This is a genomic window from Methylomonas koyamae, assembly GCF_006483455.1.
Classification (GTDB): Bacteria; Pseudomonadota; Gammaproteobacteria; order Methylococcales; family Methylomonadaceae; genus Methylomonas; species Methylomonas koyamae_B.
Genome location: NZ_PPPU01000038.1, coordinates 17,395 through 40,785 on the forward strand (window position 1 = coordinate 17,395; position 23,391 = coordinate 40,785).

Sequence of the window (23,391 nt, forward strand, 5' to 3'; positions counted from 1 at the left end):
AGGGCGCGATGAAAAATTTTCAACGGATTACTTTCAACCCGAGTCTAATGGGTGGGAGACCTTGCATACGCAGCCTTAGGGTCACCGTTGGTACTGTGGTCGGTTTGGTTGCCAGCGGTTATTCGGTGCAGCAGATTCTCGATTTATACCCTTATTTGGAGGCTGACGATATCACCGAGGCGTTGCGTTTTGCGGCTTGGCGAGCCGAGGAGATCGAATTGCCTTTGCACGCGGCGTGAAACTATTGCTGGATATGAACTTGTCGCCGACGTGGGTGCCGGTGTTGGTTGGCGCGGGTTTCGAGGCGCTGCATTGGTCAGAAATAGGCGCAGCAAATTCCGCTGATCACGTGTTGTTTGGATGGGCGCGCGAGAATGGCGCCGTGGTTTTTACCCATGATTTGGACTTCGGGACTTTGTTGGCGCTGACGGGTGCTGAATCGCCCAGTGTGTTTCAAATTCGCACTCAAAACATTGCACCGCAAGCGTTGGGACCGAGGGCAATCGAGCTGTTGCGGCGTTTTCATACCGAACTCGAGAACGGCGCTCTGGTTGTTGCCGACGAGTTACGTGAACGGGTGCGCTTGCTGCCGCTGGACCGATAGTTAATTTTTATTTTTGCTTTAGTTTTTAAAAACATGTCAGAACTCGAACACGACGAACAGGAACAGATTAAACAACGCCGGGAAAAACTGAATGCCATCCGCGAGGAAGGCATTGCGTTTCCGACCGATTTTCGCCGCAACGTAGTGGCCGGAGAATTGCTGGCCGAATACGGCGAAAAATCCGAAGAGGAATTGTTGGCCGAGCCGATCAGGGTCAAGATTGCCGGACGGATGATGACGCGCCGCATCATGGGCAAGGCCAGTTTTTGCCATTTGCAGGACATGTCCGGCCAGATTCAAGTGTATGTGGCGCGCGACAACCTGCCGGAGGGCGTCTATAACGACCAGTTTAAAAAGTGGGATATCGGCGACATTCTCGGCGCCGAAGGTACCTTGTTCAAAACCAAGGTCGGCGAGCTCAGCGTCAAGGTCGACGACATTCGCCTGCTGACCAAAGCCTTGCGGCCGTTGCCGGAAAAATTTCACGGCATCGCCGACCAGGAGATCAAGTACCGTCAGCGTTACCTTGACTTGATCATGAGCGACGAGGCGCGCAAGACCTTTGTCATGCGCTCGAAAATCGTCAATTACATTCGCGATTTTCTGGTGGCCCGCGACTTCCTGGAAGTCGAAACGCCGATGATGCAGGTGATTCCGGGCGGCGCGACGGCGCGGCCGTTCACGACCTTTCACAATGCGCTGGACATGGAGTTGTATCTGCGCATCGCGCCTGAACTGTATCTCAAACGCTTGGTAGTCGGCGGCTTCGAGCGCGTGTTCGAAATCAACCGCAACTTCCGTAACGAGGGTCTGTCGACCCGGCACAATCCGGAGTTCACGATGCTGGAGTTCTATCAGGCCTACGCCGAATACGGCGACTTGATGGACTTGACCGAAGCCATGCTGCGCGGTATTGCTGAAGACATCGTCGGTAACACTCAAATCGAGTACCAAGGTGAAACTTACGATTTCGGTAAGCCGTTTGCGCGGATGACGGTGCTGGAGTCGATTCTGCACTTTAATCCCGATTTGACGCTGGCCGATTTGACCAGCCGCGAAGCGGCAGTCAAGGTTGCCGAAAATCTGAAAATACCGGTCAAAGACAGTTACGGCCTGGGCAAGGTACAGATCGAGATTTTCGAGAAAACCGTCGAGCACCGTTTGATGAACCCAACCTTCATCACCGCCTATCCGGTGGAAGTGTCGCCGCTGGCGCGGCGCAACGACAATGATCCGCACGTCACCGACCGTTTCGAGTTCTTCGTCGGCGGCCGCGAGATTGCCAACGGCTTCACCGAGTTGAACGACGCCGAAGACCAGGCCGAGCGTTTCCGCAAGCAGGTCGAGGAAAAAGAGGCCGGCGATAACGAAGCCATGCATTACGACGCCGATTACATCACCGCGCTGGAACACGGCATGCCACCGACGGCCGGCGAAGGCATCGGTATCGACCGGTTGGTGATGTTGTTCACCAACTCGCCGAGTATCCGCGACGTGTTGCTGTTCCCGCATATGCGGCCTAAACATTGACGGAATAATTGGCGTAACACCGGCTAAGGCCGCGCCGTTGCCGGTTTTGTGCGGCCGCCAATCGCGAAAATTAATCTTACGGGAAGTGAATCATCATGAGTGTCGAAGCCAAACAATTCAAAAATGCGCTGAAATTATGGGCCAGCGGCGTCACGGTGGTGACCACTCTGAGCCGGGAAAACCAGCCTAAGGGCATGACCGCCACCGCCTTCAGCAGCGTATCGCTGGAGCCGCCGCAAATTCTGGTGTGCCTGAATCAGGCGACCGATACCGGCGCTGCGCTGTTGGAGAGTCGCCGCTTTGCGGTCAATATCCTCGGCGAAAGCCAGGAAGACGTCTCCAACCAGTTTGCCGGCAGTACCACGCAGGAGCAACGGTTCGCTGCCGTACCCTGGCAAGCCGGAGAAAACGGTGCGCCGGTCTTGGACGAAGCGCTGGCGGCTTTGGAATGTCGGGTGGTGCAGCAAATCCAGGCCGGAAGCCATTGGGTGGTGATCGGCGAAGTCGACCGCGTTGTCTGCCGCGATGGTGATCCGTTGCTTTACTACCATTCCGCGTATCGGCGGGTGGCTGCGACCGACTAATTGGCGGGCGGTTTGCTGATTTGTCGCATTGTTGGGTTTGCGACAAATTTACCAAGATTTGTAAGGGAAAATATTGAACCCGGTTAGCGGGTCCCGTTAAAGCGCCGCGAAAGCAGCGGTATTTCCGATTTCACAACTGGCAGAAATTTTGCTTCCGTGTAAATGGATTCTATCCATTTTTAGTGTTATCACGGAGTTAACAATGTCAGTAAAGGTTATCAAAGAATTTTCCGAGAAAGCCAAAGCCGATGAGGCTTTGAAAGAAAAGCTCAAAGCTTGCTTGAAAATCAAAGAGTTGATTTTACTGGGCAAGGAATACGGTTTTGAGATCGATGAGGTCTCGTTATATCCGCCAAATGAACCGCAATTCGTTGAGGAACAGCTGTCGGAGAGACTGGTCAAGGCCTTGCTCAGGGCTTAAGCGAGCCCGACCGCCTCTCGCCGCTTGGCGCGGGGCGGTTTCCCAACCGGCTGTTGCGGCCGGTAACCCCAAAACGACTCCAAGGCGGTAAACTATCCGGCTGTCTTCGAGGAGCTTTTCCACATGTTCAATCCCACCGCCAGGCCCCAGTTGATGGGGATACTCAATGTGACTCCGGATAGTTTTTCCGACGGCGGCAAGTTTACCGGTGTGGCGGCAGCCGTGAGCCAAGCCGAGAAAATGATCGCCGAGGGTGCCGACATCATTGACGTCGGCGGCGAGTCGACCCGGCCCGGCTCCGATCCGGTCACCGCGGAAGAGCAAATTCGCCGGGTAGTACCGGCTATTCGTGCAATTCGCCAACTCGATCCGACGCTCAGAATCAGCATCGATACCATGTCCAGCCAAGTGGCGGCGGCCGCTCGCGATGCCGGTGCCGATATCATCAACGACGTATCGGCCGGGCAGGGCGATAGTGATATGTTGGCTTTCGCCGCCCGCAGCGGCATGCCCATCATTCTGATGCACATGCAAGGCGCGCCGAAAACCATGCAGGAGAACCCTTACTACGAGAATGTCGTCGAGGAGGTGGCGGCAGCCTTGCAACAACGCATCGATGCGGCTTTGAATGCCGGGATTGCGGCGCAGAATATCGCCATCGATCCCGGTATCGGTTTCGGCAAGCGTAAGCAGGATAATTTGCAGCTATTGGCGCATCTGCAGCGGTTTGTTGCGATGGGGTATCCGGTGCTGTTGGGCGCCAGCCGTAAGCGCTTCATGGGCAACATCTGCAATGTCGAACAGCCCGCCGAGCTAGTCACCGCCACGGCGGTAACCACGGCGCTGGGCGTGATGGCCGGCGTGCGGATGTTTAGAGTGCACGACGTCAAAGCCAATCGCCAAGCCATCGATGTGGTCTGGGCGATCAAAACGGCGTAGTGAGCGGCTTACATCCGCGGCTGCAAGCCTTTCAAACTCAATTGCAGCCGTCGCCGTTGACGCGGGTCGACGATCCGATCGTATCCGGGCGCGGCATCCAGCTTTGGCTGAAACGCGACGATCTGCTGCACCCCGTCGTGTCCGGCAATAAATGGCGCAAACTCAAATACAGCCTGAACGATGCGTTGTATCGGGGCGCCGATACCGTACTCAGCATGGGCGGAGCCTATTCCAACCATTTGCATGCCTTGGCCTTCGCCGGCCGTGTTTTGGGCTTAAACACGGTGGGCTACATTCGCGGCGAGCGGCCGCCGGAACTGAATCCAACGTTGCAGGATTTGGTGGCCTGGGGCATGGAGCTGCGTTTTCTGTCGCGCCAGCACTATCGGCAATTGCGCGCCTTTAGGACCCCCGACAGCCTGCCGGGCCTTAAACCGGGAGAATATTGGCTGCCAGAAGGCGGAGCGCTGGATTTGGCGTTGCAGGGCGTCGCCGAATCGGTCGCCGAAATCGATATCGGCTTCGATACTCTGGCCGTTGCCTGCGGCACCGGCACCACGTTGGCGGGTTTGATCGGCGCTACGCCGGCCGGCACCGAATTGATCGGCGTCGCCGCGCTGAAAGGCGGCGAATTCCTGATCGAAGATATCCAGTCCTTGTTGGATGCTGCTGGCGCTGCCAACGATGCCGCATGGCGGATTCTGACTGATTACCACTGCGGCGGCTTCGCCAAGACCACCCCGCAATTGCTCGATTTCATCGTAGATTTTCAAAACCGGCACGCTATCGAGCTGGAACCGGTTTACACCGGTAAATTGCTATATGCGCTATACGACTTGATCGCGCGCGGCTATTTTCCGGCCGGGCATCGTATCGTTGCGATGCATACCGGCGGCTTGCAAGGCAAGCGCGGTAACGCTTAACCGCCAGAAAAACCAAGCGTATTGAGTCGCGGGGCAAAATAGCGATAATAACGGCTGCCCAAAATAATAACGATAGGTGGCACCGTGGCGACAGTAAGCCTGACCAACCCCCAACCCGACATAGCCCGGCCGATGGCGGTGTCGTTCCGTTTTCTGCTCGGTTTGTACGCCATCGTACCGCTGAGTTTGGTGCTGGTGTGGCTGGATAGCGCCGGATTCGACCACGCCTTGCGCGAAGCCTTGCCGACCAGTCCCAGCCATTTCCTGTTGTTCCAAGTCTTGTTCGGCACGCCGCATATCATCGCCAGTAATTTACTGCTGGCCAGCCACACCGAGTATCTGGCGACTTACAAAAACAAGCTGATCGGCATGACCGGCTTTATCGTGCTGTTTTTCGGGGTCGGCAGCCTGTTTATTCCGTACCGGGTGCTGTATCTGATCAGCGCCTGCTGGACGGTTTACCATGTGTTGAAACAACAGCACGGCGTCGCCAAGGCCGTGTGCCGTTTGCCGAACCGGTTGTTTTATCTGCAATTGTGGCTCAGCGTCAGCGCCGGAATCTTTACCTATATCGGCATCTTCATGCACAACAGCCTGGAGCCGGAACCAGCCGCCCGGGTGTTGCAGGTTGCGGTATTGCTGACTGCGGCCTTGTGTATTTCTACGCTGGTGTGCCAACGCTACGTGTCGAACCGTTTGGGCTGGTATTTTTTGTGGGCGAATACCTTGTTGGTGGTCGCCAGTTGTTACGTCTACAGCCAGCAGTATTATTTTTTGGCAATTTTGATGCCGCGCCTGGTGCATGACATTACCGCCTATAGTTTTTACGTGACCCACGACGTCAACCGCCACGGCATCCGCCCGGAAAACGCATTGTTCCGGTTTGCCGCAAGCTGCCGGATTCCGGCGGCGGTGGTATTGCCGCTGTTATCGTTTATGTTGACTTACCTGTTGCAGGCTTACGGCGACGGCTTGGTCAATCTGTTGCTACAAACCCTGTTCGCGACACAAGTCTACAAGGCGGTTACCTTGGGGCTGATAGGTTATCTGGCCTTGATGCACTACTACACCGAAGCCTTCGTCTGGACTGCCGGTTCACCGTTGCGGCGCTACATTCGGTTTAGCGGTGTCTAGCCCGTCGCCGAGAATCGCCCGGAACGGCTACGGCATCGGCTATGCCGTCGGTAGTTGTGCTTTGGGGGCAGTACTGGTCGCCGGCGGGGCAGGCGGCGTTTGTGCGATCGCGCTGGGCGACGGCGCTGATACGCTGGTCAACCAACTCCGGTTGCAATTTCGGGATGCGGAAATCGGTGCGAGCGATGTGGATTGCAAAGCATGGCTGCAGCAAATCATCGCTTTTATCGAGCAGCCGGCTAAGGGGTTGGCCTTGCCTTTGGATTTGCGAGGTACGCCGTTTCAGCGGCGGGTGTGGCAGGTTTTAGGCGAGATTCCGTTGGGTGCGACGCTAAGTTATCAGGCTATCGCCGGCCGTATCGGTGCGGAACGCTCCGTGCGTGCGGTCGCCTCGGCTTGCGCCGCCAATCCGCTGGCCTTGGCGGTGCCGTGCCATCGGGCGGTTCGCAGCGACGGCAAACTGGCCGGTTACCGCTGGGGAATCGAACGCAAAGCCGAGTTGTTGAAACGCGAGCGCGAGGCTTTGACCGCCCGCCGTTAGGCGAGGCTTAGACGCCGATGTCTTCGTTCCAGAGTTCGGGACGGGCGGCAATGAAATCCCGCATTAACTCGATGCAGCGCTGGTCTTGGAATATTTCCAGCCTTACGCCGCGTTGGCGCAGTAATTCTTCTTCGCCGACGAAGGTTTGGTTCTCGCCGATTACGACGCGCGGGATGCCGTATAACAAAATCGCGCCGCTGCACATCGCGCAAGGCGACAAGGTGGTGTAGAGCACGCTGTCGCGGTAGACCTGGGCCGGTAAGCGGCCGGCATGTTCCAGCGCATCCATTTCGCCGTGCAGAATGGCGCTGCCCTGTTGCACCCGGCGGTTATGGCCGCGGCCGATGATACGATTCTGATAAACCAGCACCGAGCCGATCGGGATGCCGCCTTCCGCCAAACCGGCTTCAGCTTCGGCGATCGCGGCTTGCAGAAAGGCGTCCATAACCGGCGCTTTAATCCAGCGTGTAACCGACTTTGATCGTGACTTGCCAGTGGGCGATTTTGCCGTCGGCGATATGGCCGCGGGTTTCGATTACTTCGAACCAACGCATATTGGCCACCGATTCGCCGGCCTTGGCCACGGCGTTTTCCACCGCGTTTTCGATGCTGACAGTGGACGAGCCGGTTAATTCGATTTTTTGGTAGACATGGTCTGGCATGGCGGCCTCCGCAAAAATTAGAACAATGCCTGGAAACGGCGCGCGGCTGCGAACGGGTCGCCGTCGAATACGCCGCCGATGACGGCGAGTAAGTCTGCACCGGCTGCCAATAGCTGTCCAGCGTTTTCCGGCAATATGCCGCCGATCGCGACGATAGGGACTTGCAAGCTGCGCTTGGCTATTTCTAGCGTGCCGATTTCGGCCGGCGCGGCCAATGGCTTGGAGCCGGAACGGAAAAAGCGGCCGAAGGCCACGTAATCGGCGCCGGCGGCGACGGCCGCTGTCGCTCTGCCGATGTCGTTGTAGCAGGACACGCCGATGATCGCGTCGGGCCCCAATGCGGTCCTGGCGGCCGCCAGATCGCCGTCGTCGCGGCCCAAATGCACGCCGTCGGCACCAACCGCCAGCGCCAATTCGACGCTGTCGTTGATCAATAGCGGCACCCGGTAAGCGTGGCAAACGGCCAACAGCGCGGCGGCCAGTTTGCCGGCATCCAGGGGATTTTTGTCGCGGTATTGGATCACGGCGGCACCGCCGCGTAACGCCGCTTCAACGTCTGCGACGACTTGAGCAATGGATTTGCCGTCCGGTTGGGTGATGGCGTACAGGCCTTTGCCGGGAAACTTCATGCCTCCACCCAAAATAGCCGGTCCGGATGATGTTGGCCTTTTCCGGGCAGGTAGGCCGCAGCCAGGGATTGCCAGGTAAATTCCTGGGCTTCGCTGACGGCGGTGAACATGTCCAGGCCTTGGGCCAGCAACGCGGCAATCGTGCTGGCCAGCGTGCAGCCGGAGCCGTGGTAGTGGTAGGGCAGGCGTTCCCAATTGAAGGTTTGGTTGAGGCCGTCGGGCATGTATAAACGGTTGTGTACCAGCTCGGAGTTTTCGTGGGTACCGGTGATTAGCACGTACTCGGCTCCGCGCTGTTGCAGCCAGTGCGCGCAGTCGGCCAGATCGGTTTGACCGGAGAGGCGGCGGGCTTCATCGCTGTTGGGGGTGAGTAAGGTGGTGAGCGGGAGTAGTTCGGAGACGATGACGTCTATCAACTGCCGGCCGGCCAACTCGGTGCCGCCGCCGGCAGCCAGCACCGGGTCCAGTACCACCGGAACGGTCGGATATTGCCGCAATACCTGGGCAATCGCTCTGGCTACTTCGGCGTCGCCGATCAGGCCGATTTTGCAGGCGGCAACTATGAAGTCGTTTGACAGCGTTTCGGCTTGGCTGAGAATATCCTCCGCGCGCTGCGGAATCAGCTTTTTGACGTTGCGGCTGTCTTGTTCGGTTAATGCCGTGACGATGCTGGCGGCGTGACAGCGGTGGCTGACGATGGCTTCGATATCGGCTTGAATCCCGGCTCCGCCGCTGGGGTCGTGGCCGGAAAAACACAATATGATCGGCCGGCTCATGCTGTGTCTCCGTTTAGCAAGGCCACAAATTCCTGTTCGCTGATTACCGCGACGCCTTTTTCGCGGGCGGCGTTGGTTTTGTTGGCGCCGACATTGTCGCCGGCCACCAGATAGTCGGTCTTGGCCGATACCGAACTACCGACTTTTGCGCCCTTGGCTTTGGCTTGTTTGCTAAGCTCGTCGCGGCTGCCGCTGTGCAAAGTGCCGGTAAATACCAGGGTTTTGCCGGCCAACGGGTGTGCGTTTTCGTCGGGTTGCGCTTGACTGGCCTGTAAGTTAAATCCCAGCGCCATTAAATTGTCGAACAAGGGTTTGATATTGGCGAAGCCTTCGGTAATCACGGCGGCAGTTTTTTCGGCAAAGCCTTCGATCGCGACGATATCGGCTTCGCTCAATTCGAAGATAGCTTGCAGGGGGTAGTGGGCCAGCAAACGTTCGCAGTTGCCCAAGCCCATGCGGAACACGCCGAACGCGGCCAGGAAGCGCCAGTCTTCGACCGCTTCGCGCCGGCTGCGCAACAACTGGTCGACCAGATTTTGCGACTGTTTCGGGCCGAAGCCCATGCTTTCGAATTGCTCGGCGTTGAGGGCGTAGATTTGGTCGACGCGGCGGATACCATGTTCGTACAGGCGTTTGATGCTGGCGGCGCCGAAACCGTCGTTGTTTTTCAATACCCTGAAGAAATGCTCCATGCTGTTGCTGATTTGTGCCGGACAAGCTAGGTTGTTCGGGCAAAGCAGGTAGTCGTTATCCCAAATCAAAGCGTGGCCGCAACTGGGACAGGCCTCGGGGATGTCGGGTTCGGCCGGGCGGATGACCGCCTCGATTTTCGGAATCACCTCGCCGGAACGTGCCAGGCGGATCAGCGCGCCGGGTCCGATGCCCTTGTCCAGCACCATTTTGTAATGGTGGGCCGTGGCCCGCGACAGCAGGGCGCCGCTGAGTCGGGTCGGTTCCAGCTCGGCGACCGGCGTAATCCGGCCCGAGCGCGAAGTTTGCGGCACGACATGCAAAATTCTGACTTCGGCGGTTTCCAGGTTTTCCTTGTACGCCAACTGCCAGCGGTGGTGGTGGCGGGTGGCGCCTAAGTAAGTTTTCAATCCCTCGTCGGCGATTTCCAGAATCACGCCGTCGACGTCGTAGTCGACTTTATGCCAGATGGTTTTGACGTGGCTTTCGAAGTCGGCGATCAATTCGGCCCAGGCGCCCGTCCAGGCCGGCAGTAACGCAAACGGATAAAATACCGCGGCATGGTCGTTGATGGCTTGTTGGGCGTGTTCGTCCAGCTCTTTTTCCTTGATCACGCTGGCCTGAAAATTCCGCGGGTTGTCGAAAAAGTCGGCCAGGTTCCGATCGAAATAACTGCGGCTGACCACGATTTCGCCGGCGCCCAGGCCGCGCTGGCCTTGGTTGGCAACTTGCAGGCCGCGCTCGAACACGCGGCTGATGTCCTGGCCTTTGCGGCCGTCGCCGCGGGTATACAGCATGCGGCCGTCGTCGTAGGCGGCGTAACCGTCCAGTTTTGGCGTGATTTTGAATTGCAGCTCGGCAAAGTTCTGGCCCAGTTCTTCCGCCGCTTTTTCGATGCGGGCCGCCCAGCGTTCGACTTCGTCGCGGCTGTAAGCCTTGTCGGTCGATAGCATCATCACCGGCAGATCGACGGTTTTACCGGCGAAGGCCGGTTCCGGCTCCACTTCGTGCAGCAACGGATGTTCGGGGTGGCGCTGTTTCAGTTCGGCCAGAAACACGAAATCGTAGTCGCTGTCGCTGATCGCCGGTTCGCCGCCGCGGTACAGGGCGTTGGCGACTTTCAAAAAGGCGATCAACTCGTTGTCGGCGGTGGATTCGATTTGCTGCGGATGGCGACACAGCTCGCAAAAACGGTGTTCGCCGATGTCCTGCAACTCGTCTCCGGTTTGTTGGAGCAGGCGTTTTTGGCTGTCGCTGAGCATGCGGGTGGTTTGGAGTGGGTAGGGCGGCGATTATAGGAGGATCGCGCGGCAAAAAAAAGGCGGGAGAGTAAACTCGCCCGCCAGGCATCTATCTTTCAAGAGGATCATGTCGACGGTAGGAAAGCGTTCGACATGGCTGCAGTTTAGGGCTTTAGCCGATAAAAGCATTGACCCAGGTCAATGTTTGTCCGCTTTTTCTGACGCGGTGGTCTAAGCAGGTTTACAGGATTTACACAATCCGTGTATCTCGATGGTTTTCCGCTGCGGGATGAAGTTGGCAGTGGTCAATTCCACCGCCAGCGCGCTCAGTACGTTTGGGGCGGCGCGCTCCTCTACGGTATGGCAGGCGGTGCAGATCAGCAAGAGTTGGTCGTGCTGGGTGCCGGAGCAATGGCAGCCGACGAAAGCATTAAGACTTTCCACTCGGTGAATCAGGCCTTGTTCCAGTAAAAAATCCAGCGCCCGGTAGACGGTCGAGGGTTTGGCGGCATCGTTGACCGGGCGGATTTGGTCGAGCAGATCGTAAGCTTTAACCGCCTTGTGGCTGTTCCAAATCAACTCCAGAATTTTGTGCCGGATCGGGGTTAACTGCACGCCGCGTGACAAGCAAAGCTGTTCCGCTACACTTATCGCTTTTCGAATGCATTGGTTGTGGTCGTGTTCCGCGTGGCTGATACGTTCTGATTCTGTCATTTGCTGGAAGAGTGATAAGGTTCATTCATTTGGGCGTCCGGCTTGTTTATAGTGCCAGCATCAACAGGCCATTTCAATTCATATCGAAGTTGTCTGCTGATATGATGTGACAGCGCTTCCACGGGCGCCATAGTATGGTTGTTGGATACGCGGCCGGTGAGGAGCACGGCGTGGTGGCAAGTATTTTTTGAGGCAATTGATGAGACGGATTACGTTCCTGGTTTATGCGGTTCTGTGGCTAATGCTGCTTAGCCTGAACCTATACCAGCAAGTAATGGACACCAAACAGTACGCGCAAAATATCGCCACCCGTCAGGCCGAAATGTTTTTCGATCACATTGTGCTGGTCAGAAAGTGGAATGCCTCGCACGGCGGCGTGTACGTTCCGATCGATCCAGGCACGCAACCCAATCCTTATTTGAAAGTGCCCAACCGCGATGTCGAAACCAAGGAAGGCGTCAAGCTGACTTTGATCAATCCGGCATTCATGACCCGGCAGTTGGCGGAAATGAGCCAGAGTCAAAGCGGTATCAACTTCCATATCACCAGTACCGAACCGTTGCGGCCGGAGAACAAACCGGATAGTTGGGAGGCCGGAGCGATGGCTGCGTTCAAGCAAGGCCAAAAAAGCGTCAGCGGGTCCGGCATGATCGACGGTAAACCGTTTTACCGCTATATGGCGCCGTTGCTGGTCGAACCGGAATGCCTGAAATGCCACGATCAAGACGGATACAAGCTGGGCGACGTCAGGGGTGGCGTCAGCGTGAATATACCGGCCTCCAGCCTGGATAGTTTCGTCAACGAGCGGGTGGAGCATTTGGTGATCACGCATGCTATCGTCGCGCTGATCGGTTTGATTGTGTTGTTATTGTCGTATTTGGCGCAAGCCCGGCTGAGCAAACGACTGGACAAAGCCCAGAGCCGGCTGCAATTGGCCTATTTGGATTCGCTGACATTACTGCCGAATCGTCGCTACTACGACGCTTTCGTCAAGCGCGAGTGGAAACGGGCGTTAAGGCATCAATACCCATTGTCGATGATTATGATCGACATCGATTTTTTCAAATCCTACAACGACAATCTGGGGCATTTGGAAGGCGACCAGTGTTTGCGGCAGGTGGCAAGAACCTTGAAGCGGTTTTTTCGCCGGCCCGGCGATTTGATCGCCCGTTACGGCGGCGAAGAGTTTTGTGTGGTGGCGGCATGCGACGCCGACCAAATCCTGGTGTTGGCGGAAATCCTGCGGAAAGCGGTAGAAAACATGCGGATGCCGCATCCGGATTCGAAGATTTCCGAGTTTGTGACGATCAGTCTCGGCGTGGCGACCATCATTCCGGGCCACGATCAAGCCTTCGATAGCTTGCTGTATCGTGCCGACCAAGCCTTGTACGACGCCAAAGCTTCGGGTCGGAACCGGGTCGGACGTTACCGGGAATAAACAGCGAAGCGGCCGGCGCCTGGTTTTGGCGCCGGCGGCATCGACTTATATTGGCTTATTTTCCAACAGTTTGGCGTGGGCAGCCGCCAGCCGGGCCACCGGAATTCGCGGCGCGGAGCAAGAGACGTAGTTCAAGCCCAAGTTATGGACGAAACGGATCGAACGTGGATGACCGCCGTGTTCGCCGCAAATGCCGATTTTCAACTCCGGGCGTTGTTGCCGGCCCAAATCCACCGCCATTTTCATCAGTTTGCCGAGGCCCTCGATATCCAGCGTTTCAAACGGGTTGTCTTCCAACAAGCCGGATTCTTCGTATAAGGGCAGGAATTTGTTTTCGGCGTCTTCCCGCGAGAAGGAGAAGGTGGCCTGGGTCAAATCGTTGGTGCCGAACGAGAAGAAGCTGGCCGTCGCCGCCAAGCGGTCGGCACGGGTGCAGGCCCTGACCGTTTCGATCATCGTGCCGAATTTGAAATTCAGTTTGATCTTGTACTGGCTTTCGACCTCGTTCTGGATTTCGTCGACGTAGCCTTTCACCTTTTTCAGTTCTTGCGCCGTGATGACTTGCGGCACCATGATTTCCGGCTCGACCGGAATCCGTTGTTTGATGCAACGCGCCGCCGCCTCCAGAATCGAGCGGATCTGCATCTTGTAGATTTCCGGATAGCTCATGCCCAGGCGAACGCCGCGGTGGCCCAGCATCGGATTGACTTCGTACAGCTCCAGCACCTTGTCCAGCATCATTTGCTTCTTGGCGATCGCTTCCAAGATCACGTCTTCGTTCAGCCGGTTGAAAGGCGCCGGCAGGTCGCCGGCATTGGTCAAGGTGTCCAGCGTCACCCGTTGGCCCTTGACGATGGTGAGGTAATGTTTCAGTGCGTCCAGTTCGTCAGTCAGTTGGTGTTCGTTGGGCAGGAACTCGTGCATCGGTGGGTCCAGCAAGCGGACGGTAACCGGGTGCGGCGACATCGCTTCGAACAATTGTTCGAAGTCGTCGCGCTGGATCGGGAATAGTTTGGCCAGCGCCGCTTCCCGCTCTTCGGTGTTGTGGGCCAGGATCATGTCGACTACCAGCGGCAACCGGTCGGCGGCGTTGAACATGCGTTCTGTGCGGCACAGGCCAATGCCTTTGGCGCCGTAACTGACCGCCAGACGCGCGGTTTCCGGCGTGTCGACGTTGGCGTGGACCCGCAGCCGGGCGACTTCGTCGGCCCAGCCGAGCAAGATTTTCAGTTCATCGGAGAATCGCGGGGCGATGGTCGGAATCCGGCCCAGATATATATTGCCGTTACTGCCGTCGATCGTGATCAGATCGCCTTCCTTGATGTGGATGTCGCCGACAATGGCTAGCCGCGCCCGCACATCGACCTTGATGTCTTCGGCGCCGGCGACGCAGGCCTTGCCCATGCCCCGCGCCACCACCGCGGCGTGCGAAGTTTTACCGCCGCGGCTGGTCAACACGCCCTGGGCGGCGAAGAAACCGTGGATGTCCTCCGGTTTGGTTTCTTCCCGCAACAGGATTAAATCCTGACCGGTTTTAGCGAGGCGGACGGCGCTATCGGCGTCGAATACGCAATGGCCGCAGGCCGCCCCCGGTGAAGCCGGCAGGCCGGTGGCGATCGGTTTGTTGGTGTGATCCGGCGCCAGTTGCGGATGCAGTAACTGTTCCAATAACTCCGGATTGATCCGCAATAAGGCTTGCTCCTTGCTGATCAGGCCTTCGGCGACCATGTCGATCGAGGTTTTGACCATCGCCGCCGCATTCATTTTGCCGTTGCGGGTTTGCAGGCAGTACAACACGCCGCGTTCGATGGTGTATTCGTAGTCCTGGACTTCGTGGTAATGCGCTTCCAGTTTGTTGCGCAATTCCACCAATTGCCGGTATTGCTCCGGCATTTCCTTGGCCATTTCGTGCACCGGTTTTGGGGTGCGGATGCCGGCCACGACATCTTCGCCCTGGGCATTGACCAAATATTCGCCGTACATCTCGTTTTCGCCGGTGCCGGGGTTGCGGGTGAAGCCGACGCCGGTAGCGCAATCGTCGCCCATGTTGCCGAACACCATGGTCACAATATTGACTGCGGTGCCGTTGGCGATATCCGGGGTGATGTGGAATTCTTTGCGGTAGTCGACCGCCCGTTTGCCCATCCAGGAATTGAATACGGCGCAGATCGCAATTTCCAATTGCTGGTAAACGTCTTCCGGAAACGGCCGGCCGGTTTCTTCATGCACGACCATCAAGAACAATTCGCTGATTTCTTGTAACTGGTCCGCGCTCAATGCGACGTCGGCCTTGATGCCGGCGGCGCGTTTGACGTTGTTGAAATGGGTGTCGAATTTCTCGTCTTCAATCCCGAGTGCGACCTTGCCGAACAGTTGAATGAAGCGCCGGTAAGCGTCGTAAGCGAAACGCGGGTCGGAAGTTTCCTCGATCAGGCCGGCCAGGGTCTGTTTGTTCAGGCCCAGGTTCAAGATGGTGTCCATCATGCCCGGCATCGAAATCGCCGAGCCGGACCGCACCGAGACCAGCAGCGGGTCGTTGGCGCCGCCGAAATGTTTGCCGGTCACCCGCTCGATCTCTGAAATTTGTGCGCGCACTTCGTCCATCAAACCGTCCGGCAAGCGTTTCTGTTCCAGGTAGCTGAGACAGGTTTGGGTAGTGATGACAAAGCCCGGCGGCACGTTAAAACCCATTTGGGTCATTTCGCACAGATTGGCGCCTTTACCGCCTAATAAGGCCTTGTTTTTACCATCGCCGGTGTTGAATGAGTAGCTGTATTGTGCAGTCATTGTCGCTCTTGTCGAAGTGGTGAGAATTGAGGGCTTGCAAGCCGACGGAGCGTTGCCGTGAGCAGCGCCGCGGCCTGCGGAGAAATGCGGTTAGAATACCCTCACTTTTTACCGATTTTTTTAGGCTATTACAAGTTGCTCGGAATGGATAATTCGAACGTGATTATTATTGGCGCTGGTGCATCCGGATTAATGTGTGCCATCGAGGCCGGCAAACGCGGCCGTAAAGTCCGGGTGCTGGATCATGCTAACCGGGCGGGCAAGAAAATATTGATGTCGGGCGGAGGTCGCTGCAATTTCACCAATTACACGGTGGAGGCGGCAAATTACATTTCGCACAATCCGCATTTTTGCAAATCGGCGTTAAGCCGCTTCACGCAATGGGATTTCATCGATTTCGTTCACCGGCATGGAATACCCTACCACGAGCGTTTGCACGGCCAATTGTTCTGCGACGACAGCGCCAAGGATATTCTGAATGCGTTGCTGGCGGAATGTCGGCAATATGGCGTGGTCATCGAGTTGAATTGCCGGATCGACAAGTTGCAACAGACAGAAAACGGCGGCTTCGTCTTAGACACCAGCCTCGGCGAGCGCCGCTCGGACAGCCTGGTGATCGCTAGCGGCGGTTTGTCGATTCCGAAGATGGGTGCCACGCCTTTCGGCTATCGGGTCGCCGAGCAATTTGGCATCAAGGTTTGGCCGACTCGGGCCGGCTTGGTGCCGTTGACTTGGCAGGATGACGATGGTCGGCGCCTTGCGCCGCTATCCGGAATTGCCGTGGCTTGTCGGGCTAGTTGCGGCGAGCGGACTTTTCGAGAAAACCTGCTGTTTACCCATAGAGGTTTGAGCGGCCCGGCGATTTTACAAATCTCGTCTTATTGGCGCCCCGGCGAGACCTTGTCGATCGATTTGCTGCCCGAATTCGATCTGGTCGAACGCTTGAAAGCCGCGCGTAGTAATGGCAACAATACCAAATTGCAAAATTTACTCGCAGAGTATCTGCCCAAACGACTGTTGCAAGCCTTGCTCGACGACAATTACCTGCTGGCTGCGGCGGCAAATTGCTCCGACAAGCAAATAGATGCGGTGGCTGCACGCCTCCACACCTGGACCGTCAAACCAAACGGCAGCGAAGGCTACCGAACCGCAGAGGTTACAGTAGGTGGAGTCGATTGCGACAGTCTTTCGTCAAAGACCATGCAGTGTTTGCAGGTACCGGGTTTATATTTCATTGGCGAGGTGGTGGACGTGACCGGATGGCTGGGCGGCTACAACTTTCAATGGGCTTGGGCGTCGGGCTGGTGCGCCGGACAGTACGTTTAACCGACGACCTCAAAGCGCCAATTCACCGGCTGGTAGCGAATACCGGACTTCGACGCGGCTAGCCAGCCATACCGGCCCATCCTTCCGCGCCGAGCTGCGGATTTAGGGTTGGTCGATCAATCATGCTGTGTGATAATCGGTCTGCCTGCTAAGCTTCTGCTAACAGAATACTGAGGAAACCATGTCAAACGAGACTTTAACGGTTAGGCATAATGCCACCGGGAAAGAAGTGGAATATCCGTTGTTGAAGGGGTCTTTAGGTGCAGATACTGCGGATATGCGCTCCTTGAACAAGGATTTGGGTTGTTTCACTTACGATCCGGGCTTTATCGCGACCGCCAGCTGTAAAAGCAAAATTACCTATATCGACGGCGACAAGGGTATCTTGTTGTACCGCGGTTATCCGATAGAGCAGTTGGCCGAGAACTGCGAATTCACCGAAGTGGCTTACTTGTTGATGAATGGCGAGTTGCCGGATCAGACCCAGTTGCGCGACTTCAACGAGGAAATCAGCGACCGCGCCACTATCCACGAATCGCTGCGCAAATTCTTCGACGGTTTTCATTACGACGCCCATCCGATGGCAATGCTGGTTGGAGTGGTCGGTTCCTTGTCGGCGTTCTACCATAGCGATTTGAATATCAAGGATCCCGACAGCCGGCGCATCTGCGCGGCAAGGCTGCTGGGCAAGATGCCGACTATCGCTGCAGCCTCTTACCGGCACTCGGTCGGTCGGCCCTTCGTCTATCCGCGCATGGATTTGAGCTATTGCGAAAACTTTCTGAACATGATGTTTTCGCGCTCTTCGCAGAACTACATAGACCAGAACCACTATATCGATCCCAATCTGGTCAAGGCATTGAACCTGTTGTTTATTCTGCATGCGGACCACGAGCAAAACGCCAGTACCTCGACGGTAAGGATGGCCGGCAGCACCGGCGCCAATCCTTATGCCTGCGTCGCGGCCGGGATTGCCGCTTTGTGGGGACCTGCCCACGGCGGCGCCAACGAGGCCGTGTTGAACATGCTGGCACAAATCGGCAGCGTAGAGAACGTGCCGAAATACATCGCCAAGGCCAAGGATCATAACGACCCGTTCCGCTTGATGGGTTTTGGGCATCGGGTATACAAAAACTTCGATCCGCGGGCGACCATCATTCGTAAAACCTGCTACGAGGTCTTAGAGCGCACCCATACCAACGACCCACTATTCGAATTGGCGTTGGCTTTGGAAGAATTTGCCCTGAAAGACGATTACTTCATCGAGAAAAAACTCTATCCCAACGTCGATTTTTATTCCGGCATCATCTACAAGGCACTGCATATTCCAGTGGATATGTTTACCGTGATGTTCGCTATCGCCAGGACCGCGGGATGGGTCGCGCATTGGCTGGAAATGATGGAAGAAACCGCCACACCGATTAGCCGGCCACGGCAGCTTTACGTGGGGCCGCCGCGCCGGGATTTTGTGGCAATTGTCGATCGCCAGCCTTTTGTCAAATCGATATGACACCATCGAACGTTAGCGACGAGAAAGTGACTGCTGAGGAGACGGCGGCATTAAAGCCGGCTTCAGCCGAACCAACCCCGGCCAAGCCGGAAGAGTTCAACGGTCCGAAAGGACCGGAACCCACTCGCTTCGGCGATTGGGAGCGCAAGGGACGATGCGTCGATTTTTGACGCCGCAATTACTTCAAACTCAACATAGGGTCATTTATGTCTGCCAATCGACCGCTTTCCCCCCATTTGCAGGTGTACCGCTTACCGTTGACCGGGTTGGTATCCATCACCCACCGGATGACCGGCGTGTTTTTGTCGATGGGCCTGGTGTTGTTCGTGTACGTGCTGTTTGCCATTGCCGCCGGCGAAAGCGCCTATCTGGCGATGCAGGCGTTTATGGCGTATTGGTTATTCAAACTGGTGTATTGGGGCTTTATTTACGCGCTATTTTTTCATCTGGTCCATGGTATCCGGCATTTGATCTGGGATGTCGGTAAGACCTTCGAGCGGGCGACGCTGGATAAATTTGCAATTTACGAACTGGCGTGTTCGGCGTCGTTGACGCTATTAACGTTTATCGTTTCCTGATTAGGGAGGATGGTTATGGATTACAAAGCCTGCGTGGAAAAAGCCGCCGATTTTTTCTCGGTGCACAGCGGATCGGGCCACTTTTGGTACCAGCGGGTGACTGCAGTTGCTTTGGTGCCTCTATCGGTTTGGTTGTTGATACTGTTGCACAAGGCCTTGAATGCGCCATACGCCGATACCGTGACATGGTTGTCGTCGCCGCTTAATACGCTGGCTATCATCGCTTGGACAGTTGCGGTGGTTTACCACGCCGCTTTGGGGGTACAGGTGGTGATCGAGGACTACGTATCGACGATTCCGGTAAGGCATTTGGCGATTCGGGCTACCAATCTGACTTTTTTGGTTTTGGGCATCGCAGCGTTAGTGGCGATCGTCATCATTCTTCTGGCAAGGTAAATCATGGCCTCAGCATATAACATCATTGAACACCAGCACGATGTGGTGGTGGTTGGCGCCGGCGGTGCCGGCTTGCGAGCGACTTTCGGCATGGTGGAGAAAGGGCTGAAAACCGCTTGTATCAGCAAGGTGTTTCCGACCCGCAGTCATACGGTGGCGGCGCAGGGCGGTATCAGTGCGGCATTGGGCAACATGGGCGAAGACGACTGGCGGTTCCATATGTACGACACCGTCAAAGGTTCGGATTGGCTGGGCGACCAGGACGCCATCGAATACATGTGCCGAGAGGCAATTCCGGCCATCATCGAACTGGAGCACTATGGCGTACCGTTTTCGCGGACCGCGGAAGGCAAAATTTACCAGCGCGCGTTCGGTGGCATGTCCACCCATTACGGTAAGGCGCAGGCGCAACGCACTTGCGCGGCGGCCGACGTTACCGGCCATGCCATTCTGCACACGCTGTATCAACAAGCTTTAAAGCACAACGCCGAGTTTTTCGTCGAATACATCGCGCTGGATCTGATCATGGAAGACGGCGAATGCCGCGGCGTGCTGGCGTGGTGTCTGGATGACGGTTCGATTCATCTGTTTCGCGGCCATCAAACCGTGCTGGCGACCGGCGGTTACGGCCGGGCGTTTTTCTCCTGTACCTCGGCGCACACGGTGACCGGCGACGGTAACGGCATGGTCCTGCGGGCCGGTTTGCCGCTACAGGACATGGAGTTCGTCCAGTTCCATCCGACCGGTATTTACGGCTCAGGTTGTCTGATCACCGAAGGCGCGAGAGGCGAGGGCGGTTACCTGACCAATTCGGAAGGCGAACGGTTCATGCCCAATTACGCGCCCAACGCGAAAGACTTGGCGTCGCGCGATGTGGTCAGTCGGGCGATCACGATGGAAGTTAACGCCGGCCGCGGCGTCGGTCCGAAACAAGACCACGCATTGCTGCACCTGGAACACCTCGATCCGGCCATCATTCACGAACGCCTGCCCGGTATCGCCGAAACGGCGCGCATCTTTGCCGGCGTCGATGTCACCAAACAGCCGATTCCGGTGATTCCAACCGTGCATTACAACATGGGCGGTATTCCGACCAACTATAAAGCCGAAGTCGTGACCTTGAAGGACGGCGATCCCGACAGCGTGGTGCCGGGTCTGATGGCGATCGGGGAAACGGCTTGCGTCTCGGTTCACGGCGCCAACCGGTTGGGGTCCAATTCTTTGCTGGACTTGGTCGTATTCGGCCGCGCCGCCGCGATTCGTGCCACCGAATTGATCAAGCCGGGCATGCCGCATAAACCGTTGATAAAAGACGCCTGCGACAAAGCCTTGTCGCGGTTCGACGCTATCCGCCATGCCAATGGCAGCAGAAAGACCGCGGAGATTCGCTTGGACATGCAAACCACGATGCAGGCCAAGGCGGCGGTATTCCGTACCGCCGAGACGTTACGGGAAGGCGTGGAACGCATCGGAGAGATTGCCGCATCGTTCGGTGATGTCAAAGTCGGCGATAAATCGTTGATCTGGAATACCGATTTGGTGGAAACCCTGGAGCTGGATAATCTGTTGGGCCAAGCCCAAGTCACGATTGCCGCCGCCGCCAACCGGCAAGAAAGCCGCGGCGGCCACGCCCGCGAGGATTTTCCGCAGCGTGACGACAAAAACTGGCTGAAACACACATTGACTTGGCGCCAGGATAATCAAGTAACTATCGATTATCGTCCTGTCCATTTATATACGCTGACTGACGAAGTGGAAGTCGTGGCGCCGAAAGAGAGGGTCTACTAATGGTTGAATTTACTTTACCCAGAAACTCCGTCGTCAAAAAAGGCAAGTTGTACAAAGCTGACGGGGCAACTAACGTCCGCTTGTTTCAAGTCTACCGTTGGGACCCCGACTCGGGAGAAAATCCGCGGATCGATAGTTACGAGATCGATATGGATCACTGCGGCCCGATGGTGCTGGATGCGATTTTGAAGATCAAGAACGAAATCGATAGCAGCTTGACCTTTCGCCGCTCCTGTCGAGAAGGGGTCTGCGGTTCGTGCGCAATGAACATCAACGGCAAAAACACCTTGGCCTGCACCAAAGCCATCAGCGATTACCAAGGCACCATCAAGATATTCCCGCTGCCGCATATGTCGGTAATCAAGGATTTGGTGGCCGACATGAGCCATTTTTTCGAACAGTATGCATCGATCAAACCTTGGCTGACGGCTTCAGGTGAAGCGCCGGCCGATAGCGAACGGCTGCAAAGTCGGGAAGATCGGGCTAAATTGGACGGTCTCTACGAATGTGTGCTGTGCGCCTGCTGTTCGACCAGTTGCCCGAGTTATTGGTGGAACAGCGATAAGTACCTAGGGCCGGCGATTTTGTTGCAAGCCTACCGCTGGTTGGCGGATAGCCGCGACGACAACGATAAGGAACGCTTAGACGAATTGGACGAATCGTTCAAGCTCTACCGCTGCCATACCATCATGAATTGTACCGACACTTGTCCGAAAGGTCTGAATCCGGCCAAGGCCATTGCCGAAATCAAGAAGCGGTTGGTAGAACGCGACCACTTGTGAGCGAATTGAATAAACTGCGCTGGCGTTGCCGGCGCGGCACCTTGGAACTGGATTTATTATTGCTCCGCTATTTAGAACACGCGTATTTGTCCGCCCCCCCAGAACGGCAACATGCCTTTCTACGCGTATTGGATATGGAAGACGTCGAACTGATGCCGTATTTGATGACCGACCGGTTACCGGCAGACGATAGTTTGGCAGAGCTGGTTATTGCCATACGCTCATTACCTGCCATACAGCAAACGGACGAATCGTCCGCTACCCCCGACGACATATCGAATTAAGCCGGTTTTTTGTTTGCCCATCTATTCTCGGTTCGGTAGCCACCGGACGTCTTATCGTTACCCAATCTTATGATGAAAAAGAGCGACTTCAATTACCGCTTGCCGGAAGAGTTAATTGCCCAATACCCCTTACCGCAGCGTAGCGCCAGCCGCCTGTTACACCTGGATAAGTCAAGCAGTGTAGTGTTTGACCGCCAGTTTACCGATTTGGTCGACTTGTTGTCGCCTGATGATTTATTAGTATTCAATGATACTAAAGTTATTCCAGCCCGTATTTTCGGTCGTAAAGCCAGCGGCGGTAAGGTCGAGATTTTGATCGAACGCATCGAAAGCCAGCAGCAGGCTTTGGCTCATATCAGAGCCAGCAAGTCGCCGAAGCCGGGCGCCAGGATTCAGTTGGAAAACGGCTCTTGTCTGGAAGTCGTCGAGCGGGAGGCGGATTTATTCCGTCTACGTTTTTCTGGGGCTGATGGTGTCCTGGCGTTGTTGGACGAAGTTGGACATATTCCGCTGCCGCCGTATATCAATCGCGATGATGAAAATAGCGATCTGGAACGCTATCAGACCGTATTCGCGGAGCAGGCCGGCGCCGTCGCGGCGCCGACCGCCGGTCTACATTTCGACCAAGCGATGTTGGATAGGCTGGACCGCAAAGGGGTGAAACGGGCGTTTGTGACCTTACATGTCGGTAGCGGCACCTTCAGGCCGGTGCGAGTGGAAGACCTGAGCCAGCACACCATGCATAAAGAGTTTTACAGCGTGTCGCAAAGCGTTGTCGCTGCAGTCGAAGCTGCGCGGTTGCGGGGAGGGCGGGTGGTCGCGATAGGGACGACTGCGGTCAGGGCGTTGGAGTCGGCGTCAGCTGGCGGTCAGCTGGCGGCGGGAGTCGGCGATACCGATTTGTTTATTACGCCCGGTTACCGTTTTAAATCGATCGACGCGTTATTCACCAACTTTCATTTGCCGGAGTCGACATTACTCATGTTGGTTTCCGCATTTGCCGGTTACGACGCGGTAATGGCCGCCTACCGCCATGCCATAGACCAACGTTACCGTTTTTTCAGTTACGGCGATGCGATGTTGATTTACTGACTTAATTGCGCAAAAAACATTA

The 23,391-nt window shown here is 56.4% G+C and carries 26 protein-coding genes; 19 read left to right on the forward strand and 7 right to left on the reverse strand.

Annotated features, from left to right (window positions below; all coding sequences use genetic code 11):
• Positions 1-8 precede the first annotated feature (8 nt).
• From C2U68_RS17665 to C2U68_RS17705, 9 genes are all read left to right on the forward strand, one after another.
• On the forward strand, positions 9-239 hold the full coding sequence (locus tag C2U68_RS17665; RefSeq protein WP_140913790.1) for a DUF433 domain-containing protein: 231 nt from the start codon (positions 9-11) through the stop codon (positions 237-239).
• Positions 236-604 (forward strand): DUF5615 family PIN-like protein, encoded by a 369-nt coding sequence (locus C2U68_RS17670; protein ID WP_140913791.1) that lies wholly within the window; start codon positions 236-238, stop codon positions 602-604. The genes C2U68_RS17665 and C2U68_RS17670 overlap by 4 nt, the downstream gene beginning before the upstream one ends.
• Before the next feature lie 33 nt (positions 605-637).
• The gene (lysS, locus tag C2U68_RS17675; RefSeq protein WP_140913792.1) at positions 638-2,134 is read left to right on the forward strand and encodes a lysine--tRNA ligase; all 1,497 of its coding nucleotides are present in this window, start codon (positions 638-640) and stop codon (positions 2,132-2,134) included.
• Positions 2,135-2,229: 95 nt separating this feature from the next.
• Positions 2,230-2,718 carry a flavin reductase family protein gene (locus C2U68_RS17680; RefSeq protein WP_140913793.1) on the forward strand — a complete coding sequence of 163 codons (489 nt, stop codon included), beginning with the start codon at positions 2,230-2,232 and terminating at the stop codon, positions 2,716-2,718.
• Between the two features lie 202 nt (positions 2,719-2,920).
• Complete coding sequence (locus tag C2U68_RS17685) at positions 2,921-3,139, forward strand: Nif11-like leader peptide family natural product precursor (protein ID WP_140913794.1); 219 nt, start codon at positions 2,921-2,923, stop codon at positions 3,137-3,139.
• A gap of 123 nt (positions 3,140-3,262) precedes the next feature.
• Positions 3,263-4,078: a dihydropteroate synthase gene (gene folP, locus C2U68_RS17690; RefSeq protein WP_140913795.1), complete on the forward strand. Its 816-nt coding sequence runs from the start codon at positions 3,263-3,265 to the stop codon at positions 4,076-4,078.
• A complete protein-coding gene (locus tag C2U68_RS17695) occupies positions 4,078-5,001 on the forward strand; it encodes a 1-aminocyclopropane-1-carboxylate deaminase/D-cysteine desulfhydrase (RefSeq protein ID WP_260839389.1) in 924 nt (307 codons plus the stop codon). Before folP ends, C2U68_RS17695 begins: the two co-directional genes overlap by 1 nt.
• A 132-nt stretch (positions 5,002-5,133) precedes the next feature.
• Positions 5,134-6,135, forward strand: a complete 1,002-nt coding sequence (locus C2U68_RS17700) for a hypothetical protein (RefSeq protein ID WP_140913816.1) — start codon at positions 5,134-5,136, stop codon at positions 6,133-6,135.
• The gene (locus C2U68_RS17705) at positions 6,128-6,676 is read left to right on the forward strand and encodes a methylated-DNA--[protein]-cysteine S-methyltransferase (protein WP_222101930.1); all 549 of its coding nucleotides are present in this window, start codon (positions 6,128-6,130) and stop codon (positions 6,674-6,676) included. The genes C2U68_RS17700 and C2U68_RS17705 overlap by 8 nt, the downstream gene beginning before the upstream one ends.
• Before the next feature lie 7 nt (positions 6,677-6,683).
• Here C2U68_RS17705 and C2U68_RS17710 read toward each other — a convergent pair whose 3' ends face one another.
• The 6 genes from C2U68_RS17710 to C2U68_RS17735 all read right to left on the reverse strand — a co-directional run bounded on the left by C2U68_RS17710 (position 6,684) and on the right by C2U68_RS17735 (position 11,388).
• Positions 6,684-7,121, reverse strand: a complete 438-nt coding sequence (locus C2U68_RS17710) for a nucleoside deaminase (protein ID WP_140913798.1) — start codon at positions 7,119-7,121, stop codon at positions 6,684-6,686.
• A 10-nt stretch (positions 7,122-7,131) separates the two neighbouring features.
• Positions 7,132-7,338, reverse strand: coding sequence for a dodecin (locus C2U68_RS17715; RefSeq protein ID WP_054763253.1), 207 nt, complete (start codon positions 7,336-7,338; stop codon positions 7,132-7,134).
• A gap of 17 nt (positions 7,339-7,355) precedes the next feature.
• Positions 7,356-7,967, reverse strand: coding sequence for a thiamine phosphate synthase (gene thiE, locus C2U68_RS17720; protein WP_140913799.1), 612 nt, complete (start codon positions 7,965-7,967; stop codon positions 7,356-7,358).
• Positions 7,964-8,743 (reverse strand): hydroxymethylpyrimidine/phosphomethylpyrimidine kinase, encoded by a 780-nt coding sequence (locus tag C2U68_RS17725; RefSeq protein WP_140913800.1) that lies wholly within the window; start codon positions 8,741-8,743, stop codon positions 7,964-7,966. Before C2U68_RS17725 ends, thiE begins: the two co-directional genes overlap by 4 nt.
• A complete protein-coding gene (locus C2U68_RS17730) occupies positions 8,740-10,695 on the reverse strand; it encodes a BRCT domain-containing protein (protein ID WP_140913801.1) in 1,956 nt (651 codons plus the stop codon). The genes C2U68_RS17725 and C2U68_RS17730 overlap by 4 nt, the downstream gene beginning before the upstream one ends.
• Before the next feature lie 210 nt (positions 10,696-10,905).
• Positions 10,906-11,388 (reverse strand): transcriptional repressor, encoded by a 483-nt coding sequence (locus tag C2U68_RS17735; RefSeq protein WP_140913802.1) that lies wholly within the window; start codon positions 11,386-11,388, stop codon positions 10,906-10,908.
• A gap of 199 nt (positions 11,389-11,587) precedes the next feature.
• On the opposite strand from C2U68_RS17735, the gene C2U68_RS17740 reads away from it, so the two are divergent.
• Positions 11,588-12,826 (forward strand): diguanylate cyclase domain-containing protein, encoded by a 1,239-nt coding sequence (locus C2U68_RS17740; protein WP_140913803.1) that lies wholly within the window; start codon positions 11,588-11,590, stop codon positions 12,824-12,826.
• A 45-nt stretch (positions 12,827-12,871) separates the two neighbouring features.
• On the opposite strand, the gene ppdK is transcribed toward C2U68_RS17740, so the two are convergent.
• Positions 12,872-15,613 carry a pyruvate, phosphate dikinase gene (gene ppdK / locus C2U68_RS17745; protein WP_140913804.1) on the reverse strand — a complete coding sequence of 914 codons (2,742 nt, stop codon included), beginning with the start codon at positions 15,611-15,613 and terminating at the stop codon, positions 12,872-12,874.
• A gap of 144 nt (positions 15,614-15,757) precedes the next feature.
• On the opposite strand from ppdK, the gene C2U68_RS17750 reads away from it, so the two are divergent.
• The 9 genes from C2U68_RS17750 to queA all read left to right on the forward strand — a co-directional run bounded on the left by C2U68_RS17750 (position 15,758) and on the right by queA (position 23,369).
• Positions 15,758-16,939 carry an NAD(P)/FAD-dependent oxidoreductase gene (locus C2U68_RS17750; RefSeq protein ID WP_140913805.1) on the forward strand — a complete coding sequence of 394 codons (1,182 nt, stop codon included), beginning with the start codon at positions 15,758-15,760 and terminating at the stop codon, positions 16,937-16,939.
• A 181-nt stretch (positions 16,940-17,120) separates the two neighbouring features.
• Positions 17,121-18,449, forward strand: a complete 1,329-nt coding sequence (locus C2U68_RS17755) for a citrate synthase (protein WP_140913806.1) — start codon at positions 17,121-17,123, stop codon at positions 18,447-18,449.
• A complete protein-coding gene (locus tag C2U68_RS17760) occupies positions 18,446-18,619 on the forward strand; it encodes a DUF1674 domain-containing protein (RefSeq protein WP_140913807.1) in 174 nt (57 codons plus the stop codon). Before C2U68_RS17755 ends, C2U68_RS17760 begins: the two co-directional genes overlap by 4 nt.
• Positions 18,620-18,655: 36 nt before the next feature.
• Complete coding sequence (sdhC, locus tag C2U68_RS17765; protein WP_140913808.1) at positions 18,656-19,027, forward strand: succinate dehydrogenase, cytochrome b556 subunit; 372 nt, start codon at positions 18,656-18,658, stop codon at positions 19,025-19,027.
• Between the two features lie 15 nt (positions 19,028-19,042).
• Positions 19,043-19,423 carry a succinate dehydrogenase, hydrophobic membrane anchor protein gene (sdhD, locus tag C2U68_RS17770; protein ID WP_140913809.1) on the forward strand — a complete coding sequence of 127 codons (381 nt, stop codon included), beginning with the start codon at positions 19,043-19,045 and terminating at the stop codon, positions 19,421-19,423.
• A gap of 3 nt (positions 19,424-19,426) precedes the next feature.
• Entirely contained in the window at positions 19,427-21,211 is a 1,785-nt protein-coding gene (sdhA, locus tag C2U68_RS17775) for a succinate dehydrogenase flavoprotein subunit (protein WP_140913810.1), read from the forward strand.
• Positions 21,211-21,993 carry a succinate dehydrogenase iron-sulfur subunit gene (locus C2U68_RS17780; RefSeq protein ID WP_140913811.1) on the forward strand — a complete coding sequence of 261 codons (783 nt, stop codon included), beginning with the start codon at positions 21,211-21,213 and terminating at the stop codon, positions 21,991-21,993. Before sdhA ends, C2U68_RS17780 begins: the two co-directional genes overlap by 1 nt.
• Entirely contained in the window at positions 21,990-22,277 is a 288-nt protein-coding gene (locus C2U68_RS17785; RefSeq protein WP_140913812.1) for a succinate dehydrogenase assembly factor 2, read from the forward strand. Before C2U68_RS17780 ends, C2U68_RS17785 begins: the two co-directional genes overlap by 4 nt.
• Before the next feature lie 72 nt (positions 22,278-22,349).
• Positions 22,350-23,369 carry a tRNA preQ1(34) S-adenosylmethionine ribosyltransferase-isomerase QueA gene (gene queA, locus C2U68_RS17790; RefSeq protein WP_140913817.1) on the forward strand — a complete coding sequence of 340 codons (1,020 nt, stop codon included), beginning with the start codon at positions 22,350-22,352 and terminating at the stop codon, positions 23,367-23,369.
• The last annotated feature ends 22 nt before the right edge of the window (positions 23,370-23,391 follow it).